Origin of the sequence: Xylophilus sp. GW821-FHT01B05 (assembly GCA_038961845.1) — a bacterium.
In the GTDB taxonomy this organism is placed as follows: domain Bacteria; phylum Pseudomonadota; class Gammaproteobacteria; order Burkholderiales; family Burkholderiaceae_C; genus Xylophilus.
Map to the genome: position 1 here is coordinate 448,559 of CP152408.1, position 25,072 is coordinate 473,630.

General features: G+C 67.3%; 19 protein-coding genes. 13 read left to right on the forward strand and 6 right to left on the reverse strand.

What is annotated here, in order from left to right; all coding sequences use genetic code 11:
• Positions 1-2: 2 nt before the first annotated feature.
• Both metH and AAFF27_02110 read left to right on the forward strand, forming a co-directional pair.
• Positions 3-2,741 carry a methionine synthase gene (gene metH / locus AAFF27_02105; GenBank protein XAH24005.1) on the forward strand — a complete coding sequence of 913 codons (2,739 nt, stop codon included), beginning with the start codon at positions 3-5 and terminating at the stop codon, positions 2,739-2,741.
• Between the two features lie 147 nt (positions 2,742-2,888).
• Positions 2,889-3,689 carry a glycine zipper 2TM domain-containing protein gene (locus AAFF27_02110; protein ID XAH24006.1) on the forward strand — a complete coding sequence of 267 codons (801 nt, stop codon included), beginning with the start codon at positions 2,889-2,891 and terminating at the stop codon, positions 3,687-3,689.
• Positions 3,690-3,758: 69 nt separating this feature from the next.
• Here AAFF27_02110 and AAFF27_02115 read toward each other — a convergent pair whose 3' ends face one another.
• The 3 genes from AAFF27_02115 to AAFF27_02125 all read right to left on the reverse strand — a co-directional run bounded on the left by AAFF27_02115 (position 3,759) and on the right by AAFF27_02125 (position 6,759).
• Entirely contained in the window at positions 3,759-4,955 is a 1,197-nt protein-coding gene (locus AAFF27_02115) for an amidohydrolase family protein (GenBank protein ID XAH24007.1), read from the reverse strand.
• A gap of 171 nt (positions 4,956-5,126) precedes the next feature.
• Positions 5,127-5,801, reverse strand: a complete 675-nt coding sequence (locus tag AAFF27_02120) for a TetR family transcriptional regulator (protein ID XAH24008.1) — start codon at positions 5,799-5,801, stop codon at positions 5,127-5,129.
• 184 nt (positions 5,802-5,985) lie between these two features.
• On the reverse strand, positions 5,986-6,759 hold the full coding sequence (locus tag AAFF27_02125; GenBank protein XAH24009.1) for a ferredoxin--NADP reductase: 774 nt from the start codon (positions 6,757-6,759) through the stop codon (positions 5,986-5,988).
• Positions 6,760-7,137: 378 nt separating this feature from the next.
• On the opposite strand from AAFF27_02125, the gene AAFF27_02130 reads away from it, so the two are divergent.
• From AAFF27_02130 to AAFF27_02180, 11 genes are all read left to right on the forward strand, one after another.
• Positions 7,138-8,727 (forward strand): 6-hydroxynicotinate reductase, encoded by a 1,590-nt coding sequence (locus tag AAFF27_02130; protein ID XAH24010.1) that lies wholly within the window; start codon positions 7,138-7,140, stop codon positions 8,725-8,727.
• Positions 8,728-8,732: 5 nt separating this feature from the next.
• Positions 8,733-9,650, forward strand: coding sequence for a UPF0280 family protein (locus AAFF27_02135; protein ID XAH24011.1), 918 nt, complete (start codon positions 8,733-8,735; stop codon positions 9,648-9,650).
• A gap of 21 nt (positions 9,651-9,671) precedes the next feature.
• On the forward strand, positions 9,672-10,313 hold the full coding sequence (locus AAFF27_02140) for an amino acid synthesis family protein (GenBank protein ID XAH24012.1): 642 nt from the start codon (positions 9,672-9,674) through the stop codon (positions 10,311-10,313).
• 136 nt (positions 10,314-10,449) lie between these two features.
• Entirely contained in the window at positions 10,450-11,037 is a 588-nt protein-coding gene (locus AAFF27_02145; GenBank protein XAH24013.1) for an amino acid synthesis family protein, read from the forward strand.
• A 42-nt stretch (positions 11,038-11,079) separates the two neighbouring features.
• Complete coding sequence (locus tag AAFF27_02150; GenBank protein XAH24014.1) at positions 11,080-12,279, forward strand: ABC transporter substrate-binding protein; 1,200 nt, start codon at positions 11,080-11,082, stop codon at positions 12,277-12,279.
• Positions 12,280-12,302: 23 nt separating this feature from the next.
• Complete coding sequence (locus tag AAFF27_02155) at positions 12,303-14,222, forward strand: ABC transporter permease (GenBank protein XAH24015.1); 1,920 nt, start codon at positions 12,303-12,305, stop codon at positions 14,220-14,222.
• On the forward strand, positions 14,219-15,019 hold the full coding sequence (locus AAFF27_02160; protein ID XAH24016.1) for an ABC transporter ATP-binding protein: 801 nt from the start codon (positions 14,219-14,221) through the stop codon (positions 15,017-15,019). The genes AAFF27_02155 and AAFF27_02160 overlap by 4 nt, the downstream gene beginning before the upstream one ends.
• Entirely contained in the window at positions 15,016-15,747 is a 732-nt protein-coding gene (locus AAFF27_02165; GenBank protein ID XAH24017.1) for an ABC transporter ATP-binding protein, read from the forward strand. The genes AAFF27_02160 and AAFF27_02165 overlap by 4 nt, the downstream gene beginning before the upstream one ends.
• Before the next feature lie 22 nt (positions 15,748-15,769).
• Positions 15,770-16,489, forward strand: coding sequence for a bifunctional nicotinamidase/pyrazinamidase (pncA, locus tag AAFF27_02170; GenBank protein XAH24018.1), 720 nt, complete (start codon positions 15,770-15,772; stop codon positions 16,487-16,489).
• A gap of 14 nt (positions 16,490-16,503) precedes the next feature.
• Positions 16,504-17,001 carry a (2Fe-2S)-binding protein gene (locus AAFF27_02175; GenBank protein XAH24019.1) on the forward strand — a complete coding sequence of 166 codons (498 nt, stop codon included), beginning with the start codon at positions 16,504-16,506 and terminating at the stop codon, positions 16,999-17,001.
• Positions 16,998-20,678: a molybdopterin cofactor-binding domain-containing protein gene (locus tag AAFF27_02180; GenBank protein XAH24020.1), complete on the forward strand. Its 3,681-nt coding sequence runs from the start codon at positions 16,998-17,000 to the stop codon at positions 20,676-20,678. Before AAFF27_02175 ends, AAFF27_02180 begins: the two co-directional genes overlap by 4 nt.
• 73 nt (positions 20,679-20,751) lie before the next feature.
• On the opposite strand, the gene AAFF27_02185 is transcribed toward AAFF27_02180, so the two are convergent.
• From AAFF27_02185 to AAFF27_02195, 3 genes are all read right to left on the reverse strand, one after another.
• Positions 20,752-21,813, reverse strand: a complete 1,062-nt coding sequence (locus AAFF27_02185; GenBank protein XAH24021.1) for a porin — start codon at positions 21,811-21,813, stop codon at positions 20,752-20,754.
• A 177-nt stretch (positions 21,814-21,990) separates the two neighbouring features.
• On the reverse strand, positions 21,991-23,574 hold the full coding sequence (locus AAFF27_02190) for an ABC transporter substrate-binding protein (GenBank protein XAH24022.1): 1,584 nt from the start codon (positions 23,572-23,574) through the stop codon (positions 21,991-21,993).
• Positions 23,575-23,602: 28 nt separating this feature from the next.
• Entirely contained in the window at positions 23,603-25,069 is a 1,467-nt protein-coding gene (locus tag AAFF27_02195) for an amidase (protein XAH24023.1), read from the reverse strand.
• Positions 25,070-25,072 lie beyond the last annotated feature (3 nt).

Genomic DNA, 25,072 nt, shown 5'->3' on the forward strand with positions numbered 1-25,072 from the left:
CCATGTCGTCCCATTCCGTCCCCCCCATGAAGCTGTCCGGCCTGGAGCCGGTATTGATCGGCGCGGGCACGCTGTTCGTCAACGTTGGCGAGCGCACCAATGTCACCGGCTCCAAGGCCTTCGCGCGGATGATCCTGAACGGTGAATACGAGCAGGCCCTGGCCGTGGCGCGCCAGCAGGTAGAGAACGGCGCCCAGGTGATCGACATCAACATGGACGAGGCCATGCTCGACAGCAAGGCGGCCATGGTGCGCTTCCTGAACCTGATCGCGTCGGAGCCCGACATCGCCCGCGTGCCGATCATGGTCGACAGCTCCAAGTGGGAGGTGATCGAGGCCGGCCTGCGCTGTGTGCAGGGCAAGGGCATCGTCAACTCCATCTCCATGAAGGAGGGTGTGGACAAGTTCAAGCACGAGGCCCGCCTGGTGCGCCGCTACGGCGCCGCCGCCGTGGTCATGGCCTTCGATGAGCGCGGCCAGGCCGACACCTACGAGCGCAAGATCGAGATCTGCGAGCGCGCCTACCGCATCCTGGTGGACGAGGTCGGCTTCCCGCCCGAAGACATCATCTTCGACCCCAACATCTTCGCGGTGGCCACCGGCATCGAAGAGCACAACAACTACGCGGTCGATTTCATCGAGGCCGTGCGCTGGATCAAGCAGCACCTGCCGGGCGCCAAGGTGTCGGGCGGCGTGAGCAACGTGAGCTTCTCCTTCCGTGGCAACGACCCGGTGCGCGAAGCCATCCACACCGTGTTCCTGTACCACGCCATCAAGGCCGGCATGGACATGGGCATCGTCAACGCCGGCATGGTCGGCGTCTATGACGACCTGGAGCCGGTGCTGCGCGAGCGCGTGGAAGACGTGGTGCTGAACCGCCGCCCCGACGCCGGCGAGCGCCTGGTCGAGATCGCCGAAACCGCCAAGAGCGGCGCCAAGGACGAGAGCAAGAAGCTCGAATGGCGTGGCACGCCCGAGGCGCCGGTGCACGTCAACCAGCGCCTGGCCCATGCCATGGTGCATGGCATCACCGACTTCATCGTGCCGGACACGGAAGAGGCCTACCAGCAGGTGCTGGCGCGCGGCGGCCGCCCGCTGCACGTGATCGAAGGCCCGCTGATGGACGGCATGAACATCGTCGGCGACCTGTTTGGCCAGGGCAAGATGTTCTTGCCGCAGGTGGTGAAGTCGGCGCGTGTGATGAAGTCGGCCGTGGCCCACCTCATCCCCTACATCGAAGAAGAAAAGCGCCTGGACGAAGCCGCCGGCCGCGACGTGCGCACCAAGGGCAAGATCATCATCGCCACCGTCAAGGGCGATGTGCATGACATCGGCAAGAACATCGTCACCGTGGTCTTGCAATGCAACAACTTCGAGGTGGTGAACATGGGCGTGATGGTGCCCTGCCACGAGATCCTGGCGCGCGCCAAGGTCGAGGGCGCAGACATCGTGGGCTTGAGCGGCCTGATCACGCCCAGCCTGGAAGAGATGCAGTACGTCGCCGGTGAGATGCAGAAGGACGACCACTTCCGCATCAAGAAGATCCCGCTGCTGATCGGCGGCGCCACCACCAGCCGCGTGCACACGGCCGTCAAGATTGCGCCGCACTACGAAGGCCCGGTGGTCTACGTGCCCGACGCTTCGCGCAGCGTGAGCGTGGCGCAAAGCCTGCTGTCGGACCAGGCGTCCAAGTACATCGACGAGATCAACGCCGACTACGACAAGGTGCGGCACCAGCACGCCAATAAAAAGCAGGTGCCGATGTGGCCCCTGGCCAAGGCGCGCGCCAACAAGACACCCATGGATTGGGTCGGCTACACGCCGCAGGTGCCCAAGTTTTTGGGCCGCAGGCTGTTCAAGAACTTCGACCTGACCGAGCTGGCCAAGTACATCGACTGGGGCCCGTTCTTCCAGACCTGGGACCTGGCCGGGCCGTTCCCGGCCATCCTGAAAGACGAGATCGTCGGCACCGAGGCCGTGCGCGTCTACGCCGACGGCCAGCGCATGTTGAAGCGCCTGATCGAAGGCCGCTGGCTGCAGGCCAACGCCGTGGTCGGCTTCTGGCCGGCCAACACCGAGCGCGACGACGACATCGTGCTCTACACTGGCGAAGACCGCAGCCAGGCTGCGCTCACCTGGTACGGCCTGCGCCAGCAGACTGAGAAGCAGGCCGTGGACGGCGTGATGCGCCCCAGCCGCTGCCTGTCTGACTTTGTCGCGCCCAAGGCCAGCGGCTGCAAGGACTACGTCGGCATGTTTGCGGTCACCGCCGGCATTGGCGCCGAGAAGAAAGAGAAGTACTTCCTCGACGACCTGGACGACTACTCTTCCATCATGCTCAAAGCCCTGGCCGACCGCCTGGCCGAGGCCTTTGCCGAATGCCTGCACGAGCGCGTGCGCAAAGACCTGTGGGGCTATGCCGCGGACGAGTCGCTGTCCAACGAAGACATGATTGCCGAGAAGTACCGTGGCATCCGCCCCGCGCCCGGCTACCCGGCCTGCCCCGACCACAGCGTGAAGCTGGACATGTTCGAGGTGCTGGGCTGCGCCGACGTCGGCATGGGCCTGACCGAATCGCTGGCCATGACGCCAGCGGCCAGCGTCAGCGGCTTCTACCTGAGCCACCCCGACAGCACCTACTTCAATGTGGGCAAGATCGGCGAAGACCAACTGCAGGATTCGGCCCAGCGCCGTGGCGTCGACGCTACGGCACTGCAACGCCTGCTGGCGCCCAATCTGTGACTTAGTGCACGGCGCGCTGCGCGCCTGTGCACACGGGGCAGCAGGGCTTACCGTGCCTTACAAAAGGCTGGGTTTTCGGACGCCTGGACTGTGTACCTTCCTCGCACGTCCCCCGTTACATACGGAGCATCTAAAAAAGGAAGCAGCATGAACACATCCAACGCCACGCCCGTCCCCGCCACCGGAGCGTCCGCCGCGCTCAAGCCGCTCTGGATCGCCATCGGCGGGTTGGGCATTGCCGTCGTTGCGCTGGGCGGCACGCTGGTCTACCAGAACATGCGCCCGGCGGCCGAGCCCGCCGCACAGATGGCGGCGCTGGGCCCGACGGACGTCGCGGCTCCAGGCTCGCTGGCGGCCAAGGAAGAGATCATGAAGGACATGCCTGCGCCCGTGACGGCACCGCCGGCTGCGGCCCCGGCGGCAGCGCCGGTGGTCCGGGCGCCCGTGCCCAGGCCCGCGCCTGCGTACAGCAGCAACAATGGCGGCGCCTATCCCGCCCCGATGCCGCAGCAGGCCATGCCGGTCGCGCAGGCCGCGCCGGTGTGCGGCGTCTGTGGCCGTGTCGAATCCGTGCAACCGGTGCAGCGTGAAGTGCCCACCAGCGGCGTGGGCGCTGTCGCCGGTGGCGTGTTGGGCGGTGTGCTGGGCAACCAGATCGGCCACGGCTCCGGCCGGGCTGCAGCCACCGTGCTGGGCGCCGTGGGCGGTGGTTTCCTCGGCAATACGGTCGAGAAGCGCACCCGCACCCAGACCGCCTACCTGATCCACGTGCGCATGGAAGACGGCTCGCGCCGCACCTTCGAGCGCGCCGAGCCGGTGCAGGTCGGCGAGCCCATCACGCTGGAAGGCCGCGGCTTCCGCCTGGGGCAGGGCCGCACCTACTCGACCGACCCCAACTACCGCCAGACGGCGCAGCCGCAGGGTTCGTACAGCACGGGCAGCTACTGAAGGTTTTCTAGAAGAAAAGTGCCTGTAGCCCAGGCTGCGCATGGGCTATTAGCTATCAAATAAATAGCTTTAGTGCGTGGCCAGTACCACTGGCACTTCGGTCGCCGGTGGCGTGTTGCGGCTGCGGCCGCTGCGCACAATGCCGTCGATCATCACCATGCCCACGCCCGGGATGTCGCCCAGCGCGACGCTCTCGAGCAGGCCCGGCGCGGGCGAATGCTGGGCGCGGTCCATGAACACGAAGTCGGCGTCGCGGCCGACCTCGATCAGGCCGCAGTTGAGCTTGCGGATGCGCGCGGTGTTGCCCGTCGCAAAGCAGAACACCTGCTCGGCCGGGATGTTGGCAAAGGCCGATATGAAGGCCACCATGCGCAAGATGCCCAGCGGCTGCACGCCCGAGCCCGCAGGGCCATCGGTGCCCAGAATCACGCGGTGCGGGCACTTGAGTTCCATCGCGGCGCGGGCGGCGGCGATGGCCGTCTTCTCGTTGCCGTTGTGCACGATCTCGATCGCGCGCGAAGACTTCTCGCACAGCTCGCACACATGCGCCTCGGGCAGCGAGGTGTGGCCGCCGTTGATGTGGCCGATGACGTCGGCATCGGCCTCCAGTACCACGTCCTTGTCGATGTAGCCCGAGCCCGGCACCGACGGCCCGCCCGTGTGGATGGTGCTCTGGATGCCGTATTTGCGCGCCCATGCCACCATTTCTTTCGCCTCATAGCCGGCCTTGACTGTGCCCAGGCCGACCTCACCGAGCAGGCCCACGCCGGCTTCGGCCAGCTCCTTGAAGTCGCTCTCGACCATGCCCTTTTCGATCACGGGCGCGCCGGCCAGCACCTTCACGCCGCTGGGGCGGAAGTTGTCGTAGGCGCGCTGCGCGGTAATGGCCAGCGCCTTCAGGCCGACGATGTCCTTGGGCCGCCCCGGCAGGTGCACTTCGCCGGCCGAGATCATGGTGGTGACGCCGCCGTTCATCGAAGAATCGATCCAGCCGAGTTGGCTCTGGCGCGGCGTCCAGTCGCCAAAGACGGGGTGCACGTGGCTGTCGATCAGGCCGGGCGCGACGCAGGTCTGCCGGCAGTCGATGACGGTCTTGGCGCCTTCGATGTCGCAGTCCTTCTCCTTGCCGACCGCGACGATCAGGCCGTCGTTCACCACGATGGTGTCGGCGTCCAGGATGGGCTTGTCGATGTCGCCCGACAGCAGCAGGCCGATGTTGCGGATGACGACCTTGCCCGAGGTCGCGGTGGTGGTGGCTTCTGCCATGAAGGGCTCCGTGGGGTTGCGGGAAAGAGCGCCAGGTGGCGGCATGGCCGACCCCGGCGGCGGGTGATTGGTGTAGTGAATACTACATACCGGGCGCAGTGCGCGCAAGCCGATTGCCGCACTAGGGCAGCAGCAATATCCGCACCATTCCCCGCGCGGAGCGGCCCGCTATCAGGGCGCTGGCGCGACGGTGCGCAGCACCACGTCGATCATCACCGCGTCCCAGTGCGCAATGGCCTCTGCACGGTCCAGCTCTTCGCCCAGGAAGGCGCTGAGCGTGTAGCGGTTGGACTGGTAGAAGTAGCCCATGGAGGCGATCAGCAGGTACAGGTCGCGTGCCTGCAGGTCGCTGCGGAATACGCCGGCAGCCGCGCCGCTGGCCAGCACCTCGGCAAGCACCGATACCGCGGGCGATGAGTATTCGCGCGCGCGCGGCGACTTGGCGATGTGCTTGCCCTTGTGCAGGTTCTCGGTGTTGAGCAAGGTGACGAACTCGGGGTTCTTGCGGTAGTACTGGCTGACAAAGCGCACCACCGCCTTGAGCGCCTCCACCGGCGTATCTGGCCGGATGTCGAGCGCTTCTTCGGCCTCGTTCATGCGGCGGTAGATGGTCTCTATCACCTCGATGAACAGGCCTTCCTTGCTGCCGAAGTAGTAGTAGATCATCCGGTCGAAAGACTTGGCCGCCTTGGAGATCTTCTCCACGCTGCCGCCCTCGTAGCCGTAGCGCGCAAACACCTTGGTTGCCGCGCGCAGGATGTTCTCGCGCGTGGCCTGCGCCGCCAGCTCGCGCGTGCCGGTGCGGCGCCCCGCGGGGCGTTTGACTGCTGCCTTGCGTTCGGTCATCGGCGTCCTGTCAGAAGGTCAAGAGACAAAGCCGCATCGCCGCGGGTCTGCCCTTCGTTGCGAAGCACGTGTGGTGCCAGCAGGTCGGAGGGGCCAAATGCACCCGCCGCCGGGCCGCCCCTAGGCGTGGTGCGCCTCCCCCTTGGGGGGTGGCGAACTACACGCAGTGAGAAGCCGGGGGGCACTACTTCTCAGCAAAAGCGCGTTCGATGACGAAGTCGCCAGGCGTTGTCGTGTTGCCTTCCTTGAAGCCACGCTGTTCCAGCAGATGCTTGAGGTCCGTCAGCATGTGCGGGCTGCCGCACAGCATCACGCGGTCTTCGGCGGCGTTGAGCGGTGGCAGACCCAGGTCGGCTTCGAGCTTGCCGGTTTCGATCAGCTCGGTGATGCGGCCCATGTTGCGGTAGCTCTCGCGCGTCACCGTCGGGTAGTACAGCAACTGGTCGCGCACGACATCGCCCAGGAACTCGTGGTTCGGCAGGTGCTCGGTCACCATGTCGTGGTAGGCCAGCTCGTCCACCTGGCGCACGCCGTGCACCAGAATGACCTTCTCGAACTTTTCGTAGGTTTCCGGGTCGCGGATGATGGACAGGAAGGGCGCCAGGCCGGTGCCCGTGCCCAGCAGGTACAGGCGCTTGCCGGGCAGGGTGTAGTCGATCAGCAGCGTGCCGGTGGGCTTCTTGCCGACGATCACGGTGTCGCCCACCTGGATGTGCTGCAGCCGGGAGGTCAGCGGGCCGTTGTCCACCTTGATGCTGAGGAACTCAAGATGCTCCTCGTAGTTGGCGCTGGCGATGCTGTAGGCGCGCAGCAGCGGCTTCTCATTGACCCGCAGGCCGATCATGGTGAAGTGACCGTTGGAGAAGCGCAGCGACGGGTCGCGCGTGGTGGTGAAGGTGAACAGGCGGTCGGTCCAGTGGTGGACGGACAGTACGCGTTCTTCGTTGAAAGCACTCATGTTGATGACGGTCTGCAAATGAGGATGGAGGGACTGGGGGCGGCTGCGGCGGTGCCAGCCGGGGCGGGGGTTGTCTCTGGTATCCATCGCGGGGAGCTGCCAGCGCGCAGGCGCGACGGCAACCCAGGATGGTAAAGGCTTTGGCGCAACCCGCACCGAAGCAGGGCAAAGCGGCCCGGGCGTGCCGTAACGGTGCGCTCCAAATGCCCATCTGCGGTGCGGAAAAACACGGCTTGCGGCCTCCGTTTGAATGCGCTACATTGATTCTGAAATGTAGCGATCACCACATTTTCATTCGGTGAATGCTACACAAAATGCGCAGGGCATTCAAGCCGCCCGTCTGCCCCGGACGCCCCGCCATAAAAGAGAACCCACGACATGACGGAACACACCAAGACCGATGGCCTGCCGGGCATCGATGTGCCCCAGGCCGCACCTGAGCCCGTGGCCAGCGGCGCACGCACGGCCAGCGCCAAGGTGGAATGCAATGCCTGCCCGGTGCTGTGCCAGATATCCGAAGGCCGCACCGGCGCCTGTGATCGCTACGCCAACCAGGCCGGCGCGCTGGTGCGGGTCGATCCGGTGGTGTTGCTGCGCCGAACGCTGGAAGTGGGCGATGCCGAACTGGTGCCCTTCGCGGGGCGCGCCGACGGTGACGCGGCCCCGGCTGAATGGAGCGGCGATCTGCTGCACGCGGACGAGGTTTTTGTCACCGGCGTCGGCTCTTCCACCACCTACCCGGACTACAAGCCCGCGCCCTTCATCGTCGCCTCGCAGGCGCGCGGCGTGGACATGGTCACGGTCGTCACCGAGGGCATCTTCAGCTACTGCAGCTTCAAGGTGAAGATCGACACCGACCGCTTCCTGGGCCCCGAGCAGGCCAATATCCGCTGCAAGGGCGAGGTGGTGGGGCATGTGACCACGGCCGAGTACGGCTCGCAGATGCTGTCGCTGGGCGGCGTGCACCACCTTACCGGCGGCAGCAAGAAAGAAGGCCGCATCACCGCCGAGATGATGCAGTTGCTGGGCAACAAGCAGGCGGTAGAGCTGACCATAGACGGCGGCTCGCAGATCGTGGTGCAGGCCGGCCGCGCGCCCATCGTCAACGGTGTGGAAGAGCAGCGCATGCGCGTGGGCTGCGGCTCGGCCACCATCGGTATCTTTGCCAAGCAGTTGCTCGGCCATGTGGACGAGGTGGTGGTGGTGGACGACCACATCACCGGCGTGCTGACCGAGCACCAAGCGGGCCGCTGCCTGGACATGCGCCGCTCGGGCATCAAGATGCTGGGCCGCAAGTCCACGCCGGGCCGCTACTTTCAGGTGGCCAACCCCGGCACCGGCTGGGGCGGCACCGACATCGCCGAGCCGCTGTCCATCATCGAGGGCTGGAACCCGGAGGTGGCCTGGCCCGGCCTGCGCCTGCTGATGACATCCACCACCGGCGAGCACGCCAGCTGGTACGTGCTGGACGATGCCTTGCGCCCGGTCGAGCAGGCCATGCCCGCCGCAGTGCGCGCCGTGGTCGAGCGCATAGGCGAGAACTGCGAGCCGTCGCTGTCCACCGTGCTGTTTCTGGGCGGTGCCGGCGGCAGCCTGCGCGCGGGCGTTACCGACAACCCGGTGCGGCTCACGCGCGCCATCAAGCAGGCCATGGTCAATGTCACCTGCGGCGGCGCGCCGGCCTATGTCTGGCCTGGCGGCGGCATCACCGTGATGGCCGATGTCATGCGCATGCCCGACAACAGCTTTGGCACGGTGCCTACGCCGGCCATCGTCGCGCCCATCGAATTCAGCATGGCGCTGGAAGACTACCGCCTGCTTGGCGGCCACATGGAATACGTGCGCCCGCTGGACCAGGTGCTGCGGCGCGGCGCCTGGCACGACGAAGGCGCACCGCTTGCATTGCGCTGGGCGCAGAACGCGCCCGGCAACCCCTGGCCGCTGGGCCAGCCGCCCCTGCTCGGCTGACGCCGATGGCCGCAAGCCGCGCTCCCCTGGCCGACGGCCGCTGGCATTTCCAGCATGGCCCGATGGACTTGGTGATTGGCGCCGAAGGCGATCCGGCCGCTGTCGCCGCTGCGCACGAGGCCGCTTGGCAGCGCTTTGTGCCACTGCTGGGCGAGTTGGTGGCCGAGCTGCCCGCGCTACGCTTGCCGGTGGGTGTCGATTGCCCGCTGCAGGGGCGCGTGGCGCGCCGTATGTGGCAGGCCTGCGCGCCGCATGGCGCGGGCTTCATCACGCCCATGGCCGCGGTAGCGGGCAGCGTGGCCGAGGAGGTCGCGGCCTGCTATGCGCGGCCGGGCATCACACGCGCCTGGGTCAACAACGGTGGCGATATTGCGCTGCATCTGGCGCCGGGCACTGCGGTGCGGGTGGGGCTTTACGCCGACGTTGCGCAGTTCGACCCACTCGCCTTTGCCCGCGAAGGCCTGCGCACCGATGGTCATTTCGACGTGCTGGCCGCCATGCCAGTGCGTGGCATTGCTACCAGCGGCTGGCGCGGGCGCAGCTTTTCCCTGGGCATTGCCGATAGCGTGACCGTGCTGGCGCGCACGGCGGCCGAGGCCGACGCCTGCGCCACCGTGGTGGCCAATGCGGTGAACATCGATGACGCGCGCATTCGCCGCCAAGCTGCCCAGGAACTGAAGGACGACAGCGACCTGGGCCTGCTGCCCGTCACGGTCGATGTGCCGCCTTTGGGCACCGAGGCCGTGCGCCATGCCCTGGATGCGGGCCTGCGCGTTGCGCGCCAGTTGCAGGACGCCGGCCTGTTGTGGGCGGCGGCGCTGGTGTGCCAGGGGCAACTGGTGGTCGCGCAGAATGCGCGCTGGCATGCGCTGCCGCATGGCGTGCAGTTGGCGCAGCCGCAGGTTGGTTCAGTATTTGCTTAATGAATTGCAGGATTCCCCAGCATGATCGAGATACGACGCACCTTCACCCACGTGGAAGACATTCACCACGAGTTCGGGCCGCCGCCGGCGCAGCCGCTGCGGCGCGGCGCCATTGGCGTGGTGCTGACCAATCCCTATGCCGGCCGCTATGTGCAAGACATCCTGCCCATGATGGATGCGCTGCAGCCGCTTGGCCTGGACATAGCGCGCAAGCTGCTGGCCGCCATGGATGTGCCGGTCGAGCGCATCGCCACCTACGGCAAGGGCGCCATCGTCGGCGCGGCGGGTGAGCTGGAGCACGGCGCGCTGTGGCACGTGCCCGGTGGCTACGCCATGCGCGAGCTGCTTGGCTGGAAGGGCGACCGTGCGGCCTACGCCAGCGGCACCGTGGTCGACAAAAAGGGCCAGCCCGGCAATGGTCTGTCCATCGTGCCTTCTACCAAGAAGGTCGGCCCGCCCGGCGCCGCGCTCGACGTGCCGCTGACCAATATCAACGCCAGCTATGTGCGCGGCCAGTTCGATGCGATCGAGGTGTGCGTGCCCGGCGCGCCGGCATCGGACGAGGTGGTGTTCATCCTGGCCATGACCACCGGCTACCGCATTCATGACCGCGTCGGTGGTCTTCGCGCAGAAAACATCAACCAGTGGGACGGACTCCGGTGACCAATACCTCGCAATCAAACCTAAGCGCTCTCAATCCAGAAACACCGCGGAGCCGGCTTTGCCGGGCCGCTGGTGTTGCCCCCGGTGAGGGGGTTGGCGAAGCGACACGAAGTGCGCGCAGCCTGGGGGTGAGCCAATGACTAGCGCCAATATTCGCAAGATCGTCGTCCAGGTGGACGAAGTCCGCATCGAGATGGGCCAGCCCGTCAACCCGCCCACGCGCCGCGCGCTGGCCATGGCGGTGATCGCCAATCCCTATGCCGGGCGCTACTCAGAAAATCTGGACGAGCTGATCGCCATTGGCGAAGAGCTGGGCAGCCTGCTGGGGCAGAAATGCGTGCAGGCGCTGGGCATAGCACCCGGTGCCGCGCAGAGCTACGGCAAGGCCGCCATCGTGGGCGAGGCCGGCGAGCTGGAGCATGCCGCGGCCATTCTGCATCCCAAGCTGGGCGCGCCGCTGCGCCAGGCAGTGGAGAAGGGCGCGGCGCTGGTGCCTTCAAGCAAGAAGCAGGGCGGCCTGGGTGCAGCCATCGACGTGCCACTGGGCCACAAGGACGCGGCCTTTGTGCGCAGCCATTTCGACGCCATGGAGGCCCGCGTGGCCGATGCGCCGCGCGCGAACGAGATCGTGGTGGCCGTGGTGGTGACCGACAGCGGCCGCCCGCTGCCGCGCATCGGCGGCCTGCAGGCCCATGAGATCCAGGGCACCGACGGCCTGCGCTGACTTTTCTCCATTCCGATTCACTCATCCGCAAGGAGCTTCCCCATGAAGACGAAGTTGCAATTTAGCGCCGTGCTTGCCGCCGGCATTGCCTTTTCGTGTGCCGCGCACGCGCAGGGCGTGATCAAGATCGGCGAGGTCAACAGCTACAAGGCGCAGCCCGCCTTCCTGGAGCCCTACAAGAAGGGCATGGAGCTGGCCGTTGAAGAGATCAATGCCAAGGGTGGTGTGAATGGCCGCAAGGTCGAGCTCATCACGCGCGACGACAACGCCAACCCTGGCGACGCCGTGCGCGTGGCCGAAGAGCTGGTGGCCCGCGAGAAGATCGATGTGCTCACCGGCACCTTCCTGTCCAACACCGGCCTGGCCGTGGCTGATTTCGCCAAGCAGAAGAAGATCTTCTTTCTGGCTGGCGAGCCGCTGACCGACAAGCTGACCTGGCAGGGCGGCAACGAATACACCTACCGCCTGCGCCCCGGCACCTACATGCAAGCCGCGATGCTGGTGCCCGAAGCCGTCAAGCTGCAGAAGAAGCGCTGGGCCGTGGTCTACCCCAACTACGAGTACGGCCAGTCGGCTGTGGCTGCGTTCAAGACGCTGCTGAAGGCTGCGCAGCCGGATGTGGAGTTTGTTGCCGAGCAGGCGCCGCCGCTGGGCAAGGTTGATGCGGGGGCGGTCGCCCAGGCGCTGGCCGATGCCAAGCCGGATGCGATCTTCAACGTGCTGTTTGGCGCCGACCTGTCGAAGTTCGTGCGCGAAGGCAATACGCGCGGCCTGTTCAAGGACCGTGCCGTGGTCAGCGTGCTGACCGGCGAGCCCGAGTACCTGGACCCGCTCAAGGACGAAACGCCCAACGGCTGGATCGTCACCGGCTACCCCTGGTACGGCATCCAGACGCCTGAGCACAAGGCCTTCTTCCTGGCCTACCACGCCAAGTACAAGGACTACCCGCGCCTGGGCTCGGTGGTGGGCTACAGCATGATCCATTCGGTGGCGGCCGGCATTGCCAAGGCCAAGAGCACCGACACGCCGAAGCTGGTCGAAGCCTTCAAGGGCCTGCAGGTCGACACGCCCTTCGGCAAGATCAGCTACCGCGCCGAAGACCACCAGTCGACCATGGGCGCTTTCGTCGGCAAGACCAAGAACGAGAACGGCAAGGGCGTGATGGTGGACTACACCTATTTCGACGGCGCCAAGTTTCAGCCCTCCGCCGCTGACGTCAAAAAATCCCGCGCTGCTGACTGACCCCTTCCGGAGCGCTTGCACCCATGAGTCTCTCGTCCCTGCTGCTGCAGTTCCTCACCGGGCTGTCGTCGGCTTCGTCGCTGTTCCTCGTGGGGGCCGGCCTTTCGTTGATCTTTGGCGTCACGCGCATCGTCAACTTTGCGCATGGCTCCTTCTTCATGGTCGGCATCTATGTCGCCTACTCGCTGGCCGACAAGCTTGGCTCGGGCATCGGCTTCTGGTCAGCGCTGGTGATTGCGTCCGTCGCCGTCGGGGTGCTGGGCGCGCTGATCGAGATGACGCTGCTGCGCCGCATCTACAAGTCGCCCGAGCTGTTCCAACTGCTGGCAACCTTTGCACTGGTGCTGGTGATCAAGGACGCGGTGCTTTATTTCTGGGGGCCTGACGAACTGCTGGGGCCACGCGCGCCGGGCCTGTCGGGCTCGGTCGAGATACTGGGCCGGCAGTTTCCGACCTATGACCTGTTTTTGATCGTCGTCGGGCCGGTCGTGCTGGGCCTGATGTGGCTGCTGCTTACGCGCACGCGCTGGGGCACGCTGGTGCGCGCCGCCACGCAAGACCGCGAAATGGTCAGCGCACTCGGCGTCAACCAGGCCTGGCTCTTCACCGCGGTGTTCGCGCTCGGTGCCATGCTGGCGGGCCTGGGCGGCGCGCTGCAGTTGCCGCGTGAGCCGGCCACGCTGGCGCTGGACCTCAGCACCATAGGCGCGGCCTTCGTGGTGGTGGTGGTGGGCGGCATGGGCTCGATCCCGGGCGCCTATGCGGCGGCGCTGCTGCTCTCCGAGATCAAGGCCGTGTGCATCTGGCTCGGCGTGGTCGACATCTTTGGCTATAGCGTGTCCTTCTCCAAGCTCACGCTGGTGGTGGATTTCATCGTCATGGCCGTCGTGCTGGTGTGGCGCCCCTGGGGCTTGTTCGGCCGCCCGCAGGCGCCAAGCCGCTACGTGGGCATGGTGGAAGAGCCACTGCGCCGCGCCAGCAAGGGCTATCTGTGGCTGGTCGCCGCGCTGGGCCTGGTGCTGATGGCCATGCCGCTGCTCACCGCCGACTCGCCCTACACCACGGTGCTGATGATCGATCTGCTGATAGCCGCGCTGTTCGCCGCCAGCCTGCACTTCATCATGGGCCCGGCCGGCATGCACTCGTTTGGCCATGCCGCGTACTTTGGCCTTGGCGCCTATGGCGCAGCCTTGATGGTGCGCGCAAGCGGCCTGCCTATGGAGGTGGCGCTGGTCTTGGCGCCGTTGGTGGCGGCCGCTGGCGCCTTGGCTTATGGCTGGTTCGCGGTGCGCTTGTCGGGCGTGTACCTGGCCATGCTCACGCTGGCGTTTGCGCAGATCACCTGGGCCATCGTCTACCAGTGGGATTCGTTCACCGGCGGCAGCAACGGCCTGACGGGTGTGTGGCCGTCGGAGTGGCTGTCGGACAAGCGGGCTTACTACTGGCTCACGCTGGTGCTGGTGGCTGCCGGCATCCTGATGCTGCGCCGCGTGTTGTTCTCGCCCTTTGGCTATGCGCTGCGCGCCGGGCGCGATTCGGCGCTGCGTGCCGATGCCATCGGCATCGACGTCAAGCGCATGCAATGGACGGCCTTTGTCATTGCGGGTGCCGCTGCGGGCCTGGCCGGCTCGCTCTATGCCTTCTCCAAGGGCAGCATCTCGCCTGAGAGTCTGAGCGTCGACAAGTCGGTCGACGGCCTGGTGATGGTGCTGCTGGGTGGCATCCAGACGCTGGCCGGGCCGGTGGTCGGTGCTGTCACTTTCAGTTGGCTGCACGACACCGTGGCGCGCAATACCGATTACTGGCGCGCCACCTTGGGCGCCATCATCCTGCTGCTGGTGCTGCTGTTCCCGCAGGGGATTGCCGGCTTTGCCAAGCAGATGACCGATCGCCTGTTGCGCCGCAAGGCGCCTGTGGCCGAGGTGAAGGAGGCCAAGGCATGAGCAATGCCGCACCACTTCTGAAAGTCGAAAACCTCGGCAAATCCTTTGGCGGCGTGAAGGCTGTTGACGGCATCAGCTTCGAGCTCCAGGCCGGCGAGCTGCTGGCGCTGATCGGCCCGAACGGCGCGGGCAAGTCCACCACCTTCAACATGGTCAACGGCCAGCTTCAGGCCGACCAGGGATCGATCCGGTTCAACGGCCAGGAGCTGGTGGGCCAGAAGCCGCGCGCCATCTGGCGCATGGGCGTGGGCCGCACCTTCCAGATTGCCGAGACCTTTGCCTCGCTCACGGTGGTGGAGAACGTGCAGATGGCCATGCTTTCGCACGACGGCAAGCTGTTCTCGATGTGGCGCCGTGCGGCCGACCACAAGCGCGACGAGGCGCTGGCCCTGCTCGATCAGGTTGGCATGAAGGCCCAGGCCGACCGGCCCTGCAGCGAGCTGGCCTATGGCGATGTCAAGCGCGTGGAGCTGGCCATCGCCATGGCCAACAGCCCCAAGCTGCTGCTGATGGACGAGCCCACCGCCGGCATGGCGCCCAAGGAGCGCAACTCACTCATGGCCTTGACCAAGGACCTGGTGATCCAGCGCGGCCTGGCGGTGCTGTTTACCGAGCACAGCATGGACGTGGTGTTTGCCTATGCCGACCGCATGATCGTGCTGGCGCGTGGCCGCCTCATCGCGCAGGGCAAGCCGCTGGAGATCCGCGATCACCCGAAGGTGCAGGAGGTGTACTTCGGCAGCGGCAAGACATTCGAAAAAGTCGCCGAAAAGGCCGCACAGGGAGAAGCCGCATGAGCGGAGAAGTATTGCTTGAAGCGAAGGCGGTGTGTGCCTGGTATGGCGCAGCGCAGATCCTGTACGACGTAGACCTTGAAGTGCGGCGCGGCGAAGTGGTCGCGCTCATGGGGCGCAACGGCGCGGGCAAGTCGACCACGCTCAAGACGCTGATCGGCATGCTGGCCAAGCGCCGCGGCGCGGTGCGTTTTCTGGGCCACGACATCTCCAAGAGCGAGCCGCACGTGGCGGCGCGCCTGGGCCTGGGCTTTGTGCCCGAAGACCGGCGCGTGTTCACCGACCTCACCGTCACCGAGAACCTCGAAGTCGGCAAGCAGCCCGCGCGCCGCTGGGCCGACGGCACGGCCGCACCGCTGTGGACGCCCGAGCGTCTGTACAAGCTCTTCCCCAACCTGGGCGAGATGCCCGACCGCCCCGGTGGCCGCATGAGCGGCGGCGAGCAGCAGATGCTCACCGTCGCCCGCACGCTCATGGGCAACCCCTATCTGGTGTTGCTGGACGAGCCCTCCGAAGGTGTGGCGCCGGTGATCGTCGAGCAGATGGCCAACATGATCCTGGAGCTGAAGAGCCAGGGCGTGAGCATCCTGCTGTCCGAGCAGAACATGCACTTTGCCGAGCTGGTGTCTGACCGTGCCTATGTGCTGGAGAAGGGGCAGATCCGCTACCAGGCATCGATGGCCGAGTTGGCTGCCAACGATGAAGTGCGCCGTGCGTATTTGAGCGTCTGATTTTTTACTCTGGAGCCTTGCCATGACTTTGCTTTCGCGCCGTTCCCTTCTCCAGTCCGCGGCCGTAGCCGGCCTTGCTGCACAGGGCCTGCCCGTGCTGGCCGCGCCGCTCAAACCCAGCGACAAGGCGGCGCTACTGGTCATCGATGTGCAGAACTGCTTTGTCGATGGCGGCACGCTGCCGGTGAAGAACGGGGCCGAGGTGGTGCCCATCATCAACAAGCTCTCTACCGCCTTCGCCAACATCGTCGTCACGCAGGATTGGCACACGGCGGGCCATGCATCCTTTGCCAGCAGCTATCCCGGCAAGAAGCCCTTCGAGACCACCAAGCTCAAGTACGGCCAGCAGGTGCTGTGGCCCGACCACTGCGTGCAGGGCACGGATGACGCGGCGCTGCGCAGCGACCTGAAGCTGCCCACGGCCCAGGTCATCGTGCGCAAGGGCTTCCACAAGGATGTGGACAGCTATTCCGCCTTTGAAGAAGCCGACCGCAAGACGGGTACCGGTCTGGCCGGCTACCTGAAGGAGCGCGGCATCAAGACGGTCTACGTGACCGGCCTGGCCACCGACTTCTGCGTGGCCTGGACGGCGCTTGATGCGCGCAAGCTGGGCTTTAACGTTTACGTGATCGAGGATGCTACGCGCGCCATCGACCTCAACGGCTCGCTTGCTGCGGCGTGGAAGAAGATGAAGGCTGCGGGCGTCAAGCGCATCCAGTCCGCTGACATTGCCACTGCCTGAGGCAACGCGCCCGGATGCAAGCACCGTCGTCGGCCCCTGGCATCCCGCTCACGGTTAACCGCAGGCCGTGCACAGTGCCGGGCGGGACCGGTGCCACGCTGCTGCAGGTGCTGCGCAATGACCTGGGCCTGAACGGCCCCAAGTACGGCTGCGGCCTGGGGCAATGCGGTGCCTGCACGGTGCTGGTGGATGGGGTGGCCGCGCGTGCCTGCGTCATCCCTGCGCAGGGCGTTGCCGGCCGCAGCATCACCACGCTGGAAGGACTTGGCTCGGCCCAGGCGCTGCACCCGGTGCAGCAAGGCTTTGTTGATGCGCAGGCCGCGCAGTGCGGTTACTGCCTGAACGGCATGGTGATGATGGCCGCGGCGCTGTTGGCGCGCGATCCGGACCCGAGCGAGGCGCGTATCCGCGACCAACTCTCGGGCAACCTGTGCCGCTGCGGCACCCATGTGGAGATCGTGCGCGCCGTGCAGCGCGCGGCCGTGCTGCTGCGCGAAGAGGGCGCGCGGTGAGTCGCCGCGCCGATGCGCCGTTGACGCGGGCGGATTTCCACGCGGCAGCCGGCGTGCTGTTGGTAGTGCGTAATCCACCGCCCGCGCCACCCCCGGCCAAGGGCCAGCCCGCGCTGGTGGCCGGCAACCCGGATGAGGGCGTCGAGATTCTGATTGCCGTCTGGGACGACGGCAGCGCCACTGCGCTCAACGGCCATGTGGACATGGGCACCGGCATCCGTACCGCGCTGGCGCAGATCGCGGCAGAGGAGCTGGACCTGCCGCTGGCCCAACTGAACATGGTGCTGGGCGACACCACGCGCACGCCCAACCAGGGCGCGACCATTGCCAGCGCCTCTATCCAGATCCACGCCCAGCCGCTGCGCCTGGCGGCGGCGCAGGCGCGGGCCTGGCTGGTGGCATGCGCGGCCGAGCGGTTGCAGGTGCCGGCCGATGCGCTGGAAACCCGTGATGGCTGCGTGCGCCTGAAGGCCGATCCGGCCCGCAGCATTGGCTATGGCGCGCTGGTGGCCAGCGGCCACACGGAGCTGCTGCTGGACCCGAGTACACCCGTCAAGGACGCCGCCGACTACCGTCTGGTGGGCACGCGCCAGCCGCGCGTGGACATCCCCGCCAAGGTCGCGGGCGAGCTGGTCTTTGTGCACGACATGCGCGTGCCCGGCATGCTGCACGGCCGCGTGGTGCGGCCGCCCTATGCGGGCGCGGACCACGGAGATTTCATCGGCAACACGCTGGAATCGGTGGACGAGGCCTCCATCGCCCACATCCCCGGCATCCGCGCGGTGGTGGTGATACGCGACTTCGTCGGCATCGTCGCCGAGCGCGAAGAGCAGGCCGAGCAGGCGCTGCGCGAGCTGCGCGTGCGCTGGAAGTCCTGGCCCGGCCTGCCCGACCAATCAGACCTGGCCCATGCGCTGCGCACCAACAGCGCCACGCACCGCCAGTTGGTGGACGAGGGCGATGTGGATGCTGCGCTGGCCGGCGCCGCCACGCCCATGCCGCGCACCTATGTCTGGCCCTATCAGCTGCATGGCTCCATCGGCCCATCCTGTGCGGTGGCCGACTGGCAGGGCGAGCGCATGGGCGTCTGGGCCGGCACGCAGAACCCGCATGTGCTGCGTGCCGACCTGGCACGCCTCATGGGCATGGCCGACACCGCCATCGACCTGGTGCGCATGGAGGCCGCTGGCTGCTACGGCCGCAACTGCGCCGACGATGTGGCGGCCGATGCGGCGCTGCTGTCGCGTGCGGTGGGCGCGCCGGTGCGGGTGCAGCTCACGCGCGAGCAAGAGCACCTGTGGGAGCCCAAGGGCGCGGCGCAGTTGATGGAAGTGCAGGGCGGGCTCAATGCCGATGGCACGGTGGCGGCGTATGACTTCCAGAGCAGCTACCCCTCCAACGGCGCGCCCACGCTGGCCTTGCTGCTGACCCGCACGATCGAGCCGCTGGCCCAGGCCTACGAGATGGGCGACCGCACCGCGCGCCCGCCCTACGCCTACGACAACCTGCGTGTGGCGGTGAACGACATGCCGCCCATCGTGCGCGCCTCGTGGCTGCGGGGCGTGTCGGCGCTGCCCAGCTCCTTCGCGCACGAAAGCTATATCGACGAGCTGGCGACAGCCGCAGGCGCCGACCCGGTCGAATTCCGCCTGCGCCATCTGCAAGACCCGCGCGCGGCGGAACTGGTGCAGGCCACGGCCGAGCGTGCCGGCTGGTTGCCGCACACCGTGCCGCAGCAGCAAGAGGCCGATGGCGACTTTTTGCGCGGCCAGGGCTTTGCCTACGCGCGCTATGTGCATAGCAAGTGGCCCGGCTTTGGCGCCGCCTGGGCGGCCTGGGTGGCGGATGTGGACGTGAACCGCAAGACCGGCGAGGTCCATGTGCGCCGCGTGGTGGTGGGCCATGACGCCGGCATGATGGTCAACCCCGCGGGCGTGGAGCACCAGATCCACGGCAACGTGTTGCAGACCACCAGCCGGGCTTTGAAAGAGAAGGTCGACTTTGCGCCGCGCAGCGCGCCCAACCCCGGCGTTGTCGACACGCGCGAATGGGGCAGCTACCCGATCCTGAGCTTTCGTGAAGTGCCTGTGATCGAGGTCATGCACATGCCGCGCCAGGGCGAGCCGCCGCTGGGCGCGGGCGAGTCGTCTTCCGTGCCCGGCACGGCGGCGATTGCCAATGCGATCTTTGATGCAACGGGCGTGCGCTTTCGCAATCCACCCTTCACGCCAGAGGTAGTGCGCGCTGCCCTGTCCCCACTCCCTCCCCCCATGGGGGAGGGCAGGGGTGGGGGCCCGCAGCGCCCGCAAGAAGCGCGGGGCTTGCCCCCATCCCAGCCTTCCCCCAGAGGGGGAAGGGGTGAACTGCCGCGCACTGCGCCGTGGCCGCGCCGCGGTGTGTGGACACGTGGCGGCGCGCTGGTGGCCGGCATCATCGGCATGGGCGCGGCGCTGCTGGGCTGGCGCCCGGCCATTGCGCCGGTCACGCCCGCAGCACTCGGCAGCGCGCCGGTCTACACCCAGGCCACCATAGAGCGCGGCCGCGTGCTGGCCGCCGCGGGCGATTGCGTGGTCTGCCACACCGCGCCCGGTGGCATGCCCAATACCGGCGGCCGTGCCATGGAGACGCCCTTTGGCACGCTCTACACCACCAACCTCACGCCCGACGCCGAGACGGGCATTGGCACCTGGTCCTTCAGCGCCTTCCAGCGCGCCATGCGCGAAGGCATCTCGCGCGATGGGCAGCATCTGTACCCGGCCTTCCCGTACACGGCATTTGCCAAGACCAGCGACGAGGATTTGACGGCGATCTACGCCTACCTGATGAGCCAGCCGGCGGTGCGTGCGGAGACGCCCAAGTCAGCGTTGACGTTCCCCTTCAGCGTGCGCCCGCTCATGGCGGGCTGGAACGCGCTGTTTCACGATGCCACGCCTTACAAGGCCAACCCGGCGCAGTCGGCAGAGTGGAACCGTGGCGCCTACCTGGTCGAGGGCCTGGGCCACTGCGGCGCCTGCCACACGCCGCGCAATGCGCTGGGCGCGGAGAAGGGCGGCAAGGCGTATCTGGGCGGCGCCATGGTCGATGGCTGGGAGGCGCCGCCGCTCACCGCCTTGTCGCAAGCGCCCGTGCCCTGGAGTGCCGATGCGCTCTACCAGTACCTGCGCACCGGCCACAGCGCCGAGCACGGCACGGCCGGCGGGCCGATGGGCCCGGTGGTGCATGAGTTGCAGCAACTGCCCGATACCGATATCCGCGCCATGGCCAGCTATCTGGCGTCCTTCAACGCCACCGCAGGCGTGCCGGCCGCGCAGGTGGTGGCCGATGCCGCCGCGCGCGCGCCACTGCCCAGCGCCGGCCAGCGCATGTTCCAGGCCGCCTGCGCGGCTTGCCACCACGACGGTGACGGCCCCAGGCTGCTGGGCGCCAATGTGCCGCTGGCACTCAACAGCAATCTGCACAGCGCCACGCCCGACAACCTGCTGCGCACCATCCTCGACGGCGTGCAGCAGCCGGCGACGGTGGAGTTGGGCTTTATGCCGAGCTTTCGCGATGCGCTGAACGACCGGCAGATCGCCGAACTGGCAGGCTATATGCGCAGCCGCTTTGCGCCCGGCCAGCCGGCCTGGGACGGGCTGGAGGCCGCTGCAGCGCGCACGCGGCTGCTGCCGCCGCACTGATGCACGGGTTTTGAAGGTCAAATAGGCCTCTAGCCCTTGCCCTTTCTTGGCTGTGAGCTATTAATTTGATAGCTCAGAACAAGTGCGAGATACCCAGCGCAAAGAAGGACGGGTCAGCGCCGGCAGCCGGCAGCGCCACGCCGTTGAGGGTGATGGCCGATAGCCCCTTGTTGTTCACCCGGGCGTAGCGCGCATACAGCGTGCTGCGCTTGGACAGGTTGTAGTCGTAGCCCAGTTGCAGGCCCAGCGCGCGGTTCTCTGCGCCGCTGACCTGGCGCCGCGCCACCTGCGCCAGCACCGACTGCTGGCCGCTGAAGTTCCAGCGTACCGATGCCATCGCATTGCTGCTGTTGGGCACGCCCGCCAGGTCCGAGGTGTTGCGATTGAAGGTGCCATACCAGGTGACGCTGCCCAGCCGATAGGTCGCGCCCAGAAACTGCGACACGCTGGGCTGCGGGTTGGCCACGGGCGCTGCGGCCGTGCCGCTGTTGGTGCGCTGGTAGCCATAGCCCAGGTACAGCGGCCCCTGGGCGTACTGCACGTTGAAGCCCTGGCCGCGTCCCGAAGAAGAGCTGAGCGCCTCGCCGGCCGAGTACATGGCCTCGCCCCACACGCCGTTGACGCGTGGCGTGGTGTAGCGCACCGAGTTGTCGGTGAAGCCCGGCGTGAAGGTGGCGGCCGTGGCGCTGGTCTGGGTGAGGAACATGTTCCAGCCCAGCGAAGTGCGGTTGCGCGCCAATGGGTCAGAGGTCAGCCCGACGACAAAGGTGGGCGACCACATGCGGCCCATATCAATTGCGCCCCAAGGCCCGGTCAGGCCAACCAGGTTCCAGCGACCAAAGAACTTGGTGGCGTTGTTCTGTGTGCCGTCGTCCGCGTTGATGCCGGATTCCAGCCGGAAGCGTGCCTTCAGGCCACCACCGAGGTCCTCACTGCCCAGGAAGCCGAAGCGCGACACGGTGTTGAGCCCCGAGCTGATGCGGCTCACGCGGCTCTGGCCATTGCTGGCTGATTCAAAGCCAAGGTCGACCGCACCGTACAGGGTGAGCTGCGAGCTGCTTTGGGCCTGCGCCGGCCACGGCGCTGCCAATGCGCCGACCAGTCCGAGCCCGGTTAAAACGTACTTTCTGCTCATGGTGAACCAATCCTCTGGAGTTCGGTTGCCCGGTGCCCGCAAGGGCTGGCCGGTGTGTTCGTGGGGCGGATGCCCGCTACCTGGGCATCGCTGAAATCCAGTCTAGGGAGGCATCGCCGCGCTGAATAATCGAACGGCGGGATCACGCGATGCAGCTTTTAGATCACTGCATCACCGCTATGGCTTTGGCGCCTCGACCCAGGCATTGGCCAGGCTGCCGGCAGAGCCCTCCACCCCCGAGAACAGCCCGTGCACGCGCTTGCTCCAGACATTGCCGCGCGGCACGGCCACCAGCGGCAGCAGCGGCAGGTCGTCCATGGCGATCTTCTGAAACTGTCGGAACAGCGCAACGCGCCGCGCCTCGTCCTGCTCCGTGGCGGCCTGCGCCAGCAGGGTGTCGACGGCCGGGTTTTGGTAACCCGCGGCATTGGCGAAGGGAATGCCCTTGCCTGCGGCGGTGGAGGCGTACAGGCGCTGCACGCCCACGCTGGGGTCGAACAGCGTGCCCACGCCGTTGACCTCGAAGTCGAAATCACGCTGCGTGTAGATGCGCTGTATGAAGCCGCCCAGGTCCTGGCTGCGCACGGTGACGTGTATGCCCACGCGTGACAGCGCCGCCTTGGCATATTCGGCCACCAGCTTGAGCGTGGCCGTGGGGAAGTAGTCGAGGGTTACCGCAAAGCGCTTGCCGTCAGGCCCGCGCTTGAAGCCGGCGCGGTCCAGCAGCGCGTTGGCTGCGGCCACGTCGTAGGCATAGGGTTTCAGCTCCGGGTCGTGGAAGGGCGCCATGTCGGGCGGGATGGGTGAGGCCAGCGGCTGCGCGTACTGCTGGTAGGCGACCTTGTTGATGAAGCCCAGGTCCAGCGCATGGGCCACGGCACGGCGCACCTCGGGGTGCGCAAAGAACGGGTTCTTCAGGTTGAACTCGATGGCGGCGATGTTGTTCAGGTAGGCGCTCCGCAGTGCCTCGGCCTGCAGGCGTGGGTGCTTCTGCAGGCGTGCCACGTCATTGAGCGAGACCGAGGTGCTGAAGTCCGCAGATCCCGTCTCCAGCGCCGCCGCGATGGCCGCCGGGTCGGCAGAGAAGCGGTAGACCAAGCGGTCCAGGTAGGGCTTGCCGCTGTCCCAGTAGTCGGGGTTGCGTTCGAACTCGGCATAGGCGCCGCGCACCCACTGCTTGAAGCGGAACGGCCCGGTGCCCACTGGCGCATTCGCGTTCTGCGCCGCGCCGGCATCGCCCTTGTCGTAGAGGTGGCGCGGCACGATGGGCGACTCGGCCGCAGACAAGGCCCGCAGCAGATAGGGCGAGGGGGCAGCCAGCACCAGCAAAGCGGTATGCGCATCGGGCGTCTCCACGCGCTCCAGGTGCGCGAAGGTGGTGCGCCCGCGCGGGTTGCCGCGCTTCAGCTCAAGAAGCGAATAGGCCACATCGGCCGAGGTGAAGGGCTGGCCGTCGTGCCACTTCACGCCCTGGCGCAGTTCGAAGCGGTAGCGCTTGCCGTCAGCCGATACCGACCAGCGCGTGGCCAGCAGCGGCTGTGGTGTGAACTTGTCGTCGTAGCTGAGCAGGCCTTCGGTCACCTTGGCGCTGATGTCGCGCGCGCCCACGGTGATGTTGCTGAGAGACAGCAGCGCTGGCGGCTCGGCGCCTATCAGGGTGAGCGTGCCGCCGCGCTGTGGTTGCTGTGCCCAGAGCGGCGCTGCGCAGACCAGCAGGCTGGTGGCCAGGAGTTTGCGGACGAATGGGGAGATGTTGGCCATAGGAATTCGGTTGAGCTGAGAAGACGGATCAGGCGCGGCGCGTGGTGGCATCGAGCACGGGCGGGCGCCGCTGCGCCCAGGGCGACAGGGCTTCGAGCTCGGCGGCCAGCTTGAGCAGCAGCGCCTCGCCATACCAGGGCCCGACAAACTGGATGCCCACCGGCAGGCCCTCGCGCGTCCAGCCTGCCGGCACCGTGATGGCCGGGTTGCCGCTCACGTTGAAGGGGTGGCAGCGCTGGATCCAGGCGGTGCGCAGTGGCCCCAGCGCCTGGCCCTCGACGATCAGCGGCGCCGTGGGGTCGGCCTGCGCCAGCACCGGCGGCGCAGACAAGGTGGGCGTGACCAGCACATCGGCCTGCTCGAACAGCGTCTGCACGCGGCGGAAGTAGTCCGTGCGGTCGATCAGCCCTTGCTGCAACTGCTGCCGCGTGATGCCCGCACCGGCCTCCAGTCGCGCTCGGACGCTGGGCGGGAAGCCATCGGCACGCTCGCGCAGCAAGCCGCCAAACTTGTGCTGGTTGAGCGCACCGGCAATCGCGCCCAGGATGGGGCTGGAGGCGCTCAGGTCCATATGGCCTTCCTCCACCGATGCGCCCAGGCCGGCCAGCCCTTGCAGGGCCTGTTCGCACAGCGCGCGCACCTGCGGGTCCAGGCCAGGGGCGCGGCGGTCTGCGCCGGTGGCGGGCAGCCAGAGCAGGCGCAGGGGCCGCAGGTCGCCATCGGCCTGCAGGCCCGCGCGCAGGCGCTGCGGCCCGACGGCGTAAGACCAGGGGTCGCTCGCATGCTTGCCGGCGATCACGTCCAGCGTGCGCGCCAGGTCGGCCACATTGCGCGCTATGGGCCCGATCTGCACCAGGGACGAGAAGCCGTCCAGCAGCTCGGCCGAGGGCAGCAGCCCATGCGTGGCCTTGATGCCCAGCACGCCGCAGCACGAGGCCGGTATGCGCACCGAGCCGCCAGCGTCGGTGCCTATGGAGATGGCGGATGCGCCCACGGCCACCGCCGCCGCGCTGCCGCTGCTGGAGCCGCCCGTGGTATGCGCGGGGCTCCAGGGGTTGCGTGCCGTGCCATAGAGCGCGTTCTCGCCCGTGGGCCGCTGGCCAAACTCGGGCATGTTGGCCATGCCCACAAACACCGCGCCGGCTTGGCGCAGGCGCTCGACCACCGGGTTGTCGGCATCGGGGACGTGGCCTTGGAACAGTGCCGAGCCAAAGGTCTGCGGTGCTCCGCGCACGGCCAGCGTGTCTTTCACCGAGAACGGCACGCCGCACAGCGCGCCAGTCGGCGCGCCGCTGCGGTAGGCGGCCTCGGCCGCGCGGGCCTGCGCCAGCGCGTTGGCGCGGTCGGTCCAGGTGAACATGCGCAGCTCGCCGTTCAGCGCCTCGATGCGCTCGAAGGTTTGCTCGACCACCTCTACCGGCGACAGCTCGCGGCGGGCATACAGCGCGAGCAGGGTTTCAGCGGGCAGCAGGGTGATGTCGGTGGATGCGGTCATAGG

Excerpts from the sequence above, each read along its gene's own strand:
- metH (XAH24005.1), top strand. The coding sequence starts at position 3 with ATGTCGTCCCATTCCGTCCCCCCCATGAAGCTGTCCGGCCTGGAGCCG.
- AAFF27_02110 (XAH24006.1), top strand. The coding sequence starts at position 2,889 with ATGAACACATCCAACGCCACGCCCGTCCCCGCCACCGGAGCGTCCGCC.
- AAFF27_02115 (XAH24007.1), bottom strand. The coding sequence starts at position 4,955 with ATGGCAGAAGCCACCACCACCGCGACCTCGGGCAAGGTCGTCATCCGC.
- AAFF27_02120 (XAH24008.1), bottom strand. The coding sequence starts at position 5,801 with ATGACCGAACGCAAGGCAGCAGTCAAACGCCCCGCGGGGCGCCGCACC.
- AAFF27_02125 (XAH24009.1), bottom strand. The coding sequence starts at position 6,759 with ATGAGTGCTTTCAACGAAGAACGCGTACTGTCCGTCCACCACTGGACC.
- AAFF27_02130 (XAH24010.1), top strand. The coding sequence starts at position 7,138 with ATGACGGAACACACCAAGACCGATGGCCTGCCGGGCATCGATGTGCCC.
- AAFF27_02135 (XAH24011.1), top strand. The coding sequence starts at position 8,733 with ATGGCCGCAAGCCGCGCTCCCCTGGCCGACGGCCGCTGGCATTTCCAG.
- AAFF27_02140 (XAH24012.1), top strand. The coding sequence starts at position 9,672 with ATGATCGAGATACGACGCACCTTCACCCACGTGGAAGACATTCACCAC.
- AAFF27_02145 (XAH24013.1), top strand. The coding sequence starts at position 10,450 with ATGACTAGCGCCAATATTCGCAAGATCGTCGTCCAGGTGGACGAAGTC.
- AAFF27_02150 (XAH24014.1), top strand. The coding sequence starts at position 11,080 with ATGAAGACGAAGTTGCAATTTAGCGCCGTGCTTGCCGCCGGCATTGCC.
- AAFF27_02155 (XAH24015.1), top strand. The coding sequence starts at position 12,303 with ATGAGTCTCTCGTCCCTGCTGCTGCAGTTCCTCACCGGGCTGTCGTCG.
- AAFF27_02160 (XAH24016.1), top strand. The coding sequence starts at position 14,219 with ATGAGCAATGCCGCACCACTTCTGAAAGTCGAAAACCTCGGCAAATCC.
- AAFF27_02165 (XAH24017.1), top strand. The coding sequence starts at position 15,016 with ATGAGCGGAGAAGTATTGCTTGAAGCGAAGGCGGTGTGTGCCTGGTAT.
- pncA (XAH24018.1), top strand. The coding sequence starts at position 15,770 with ATGACTTTGCTTTCGCGCCGTTCCCTTCTCCAGTCCGCGGCCGTAGCC.
- AAFF27_02175 (XAH24019.1), top strand. The coding sequence starts at position 16,504 with ATGCAAGCACCGTCGTCGGCCCCTGGCATCCCGCTCACGGTTAACCGC.
- AAFF27_02185 (XAH24021.1), bottom strand. The coding sequence starts at position 21,813 with ATGAGCAGAAAGTACGTTTTAACCGGGCTCGGACTGGTCGGCGCATTG.
- AAFF27_02190 (XAH24022.1), bottom strand. The coding sequence starts at position 23,574 with ATGGCCAACATCTCCCCATTCGTCCGCAAACTCCTGGCCACCAGCCTG.
- AAFF27_02195 (XAH24023.1), bottom strand. The coding sequence starts at position 25,069 with ATGACCGCATCCACCGACATCACCCTGCTGCCCGCTGAAACCCTGCTC.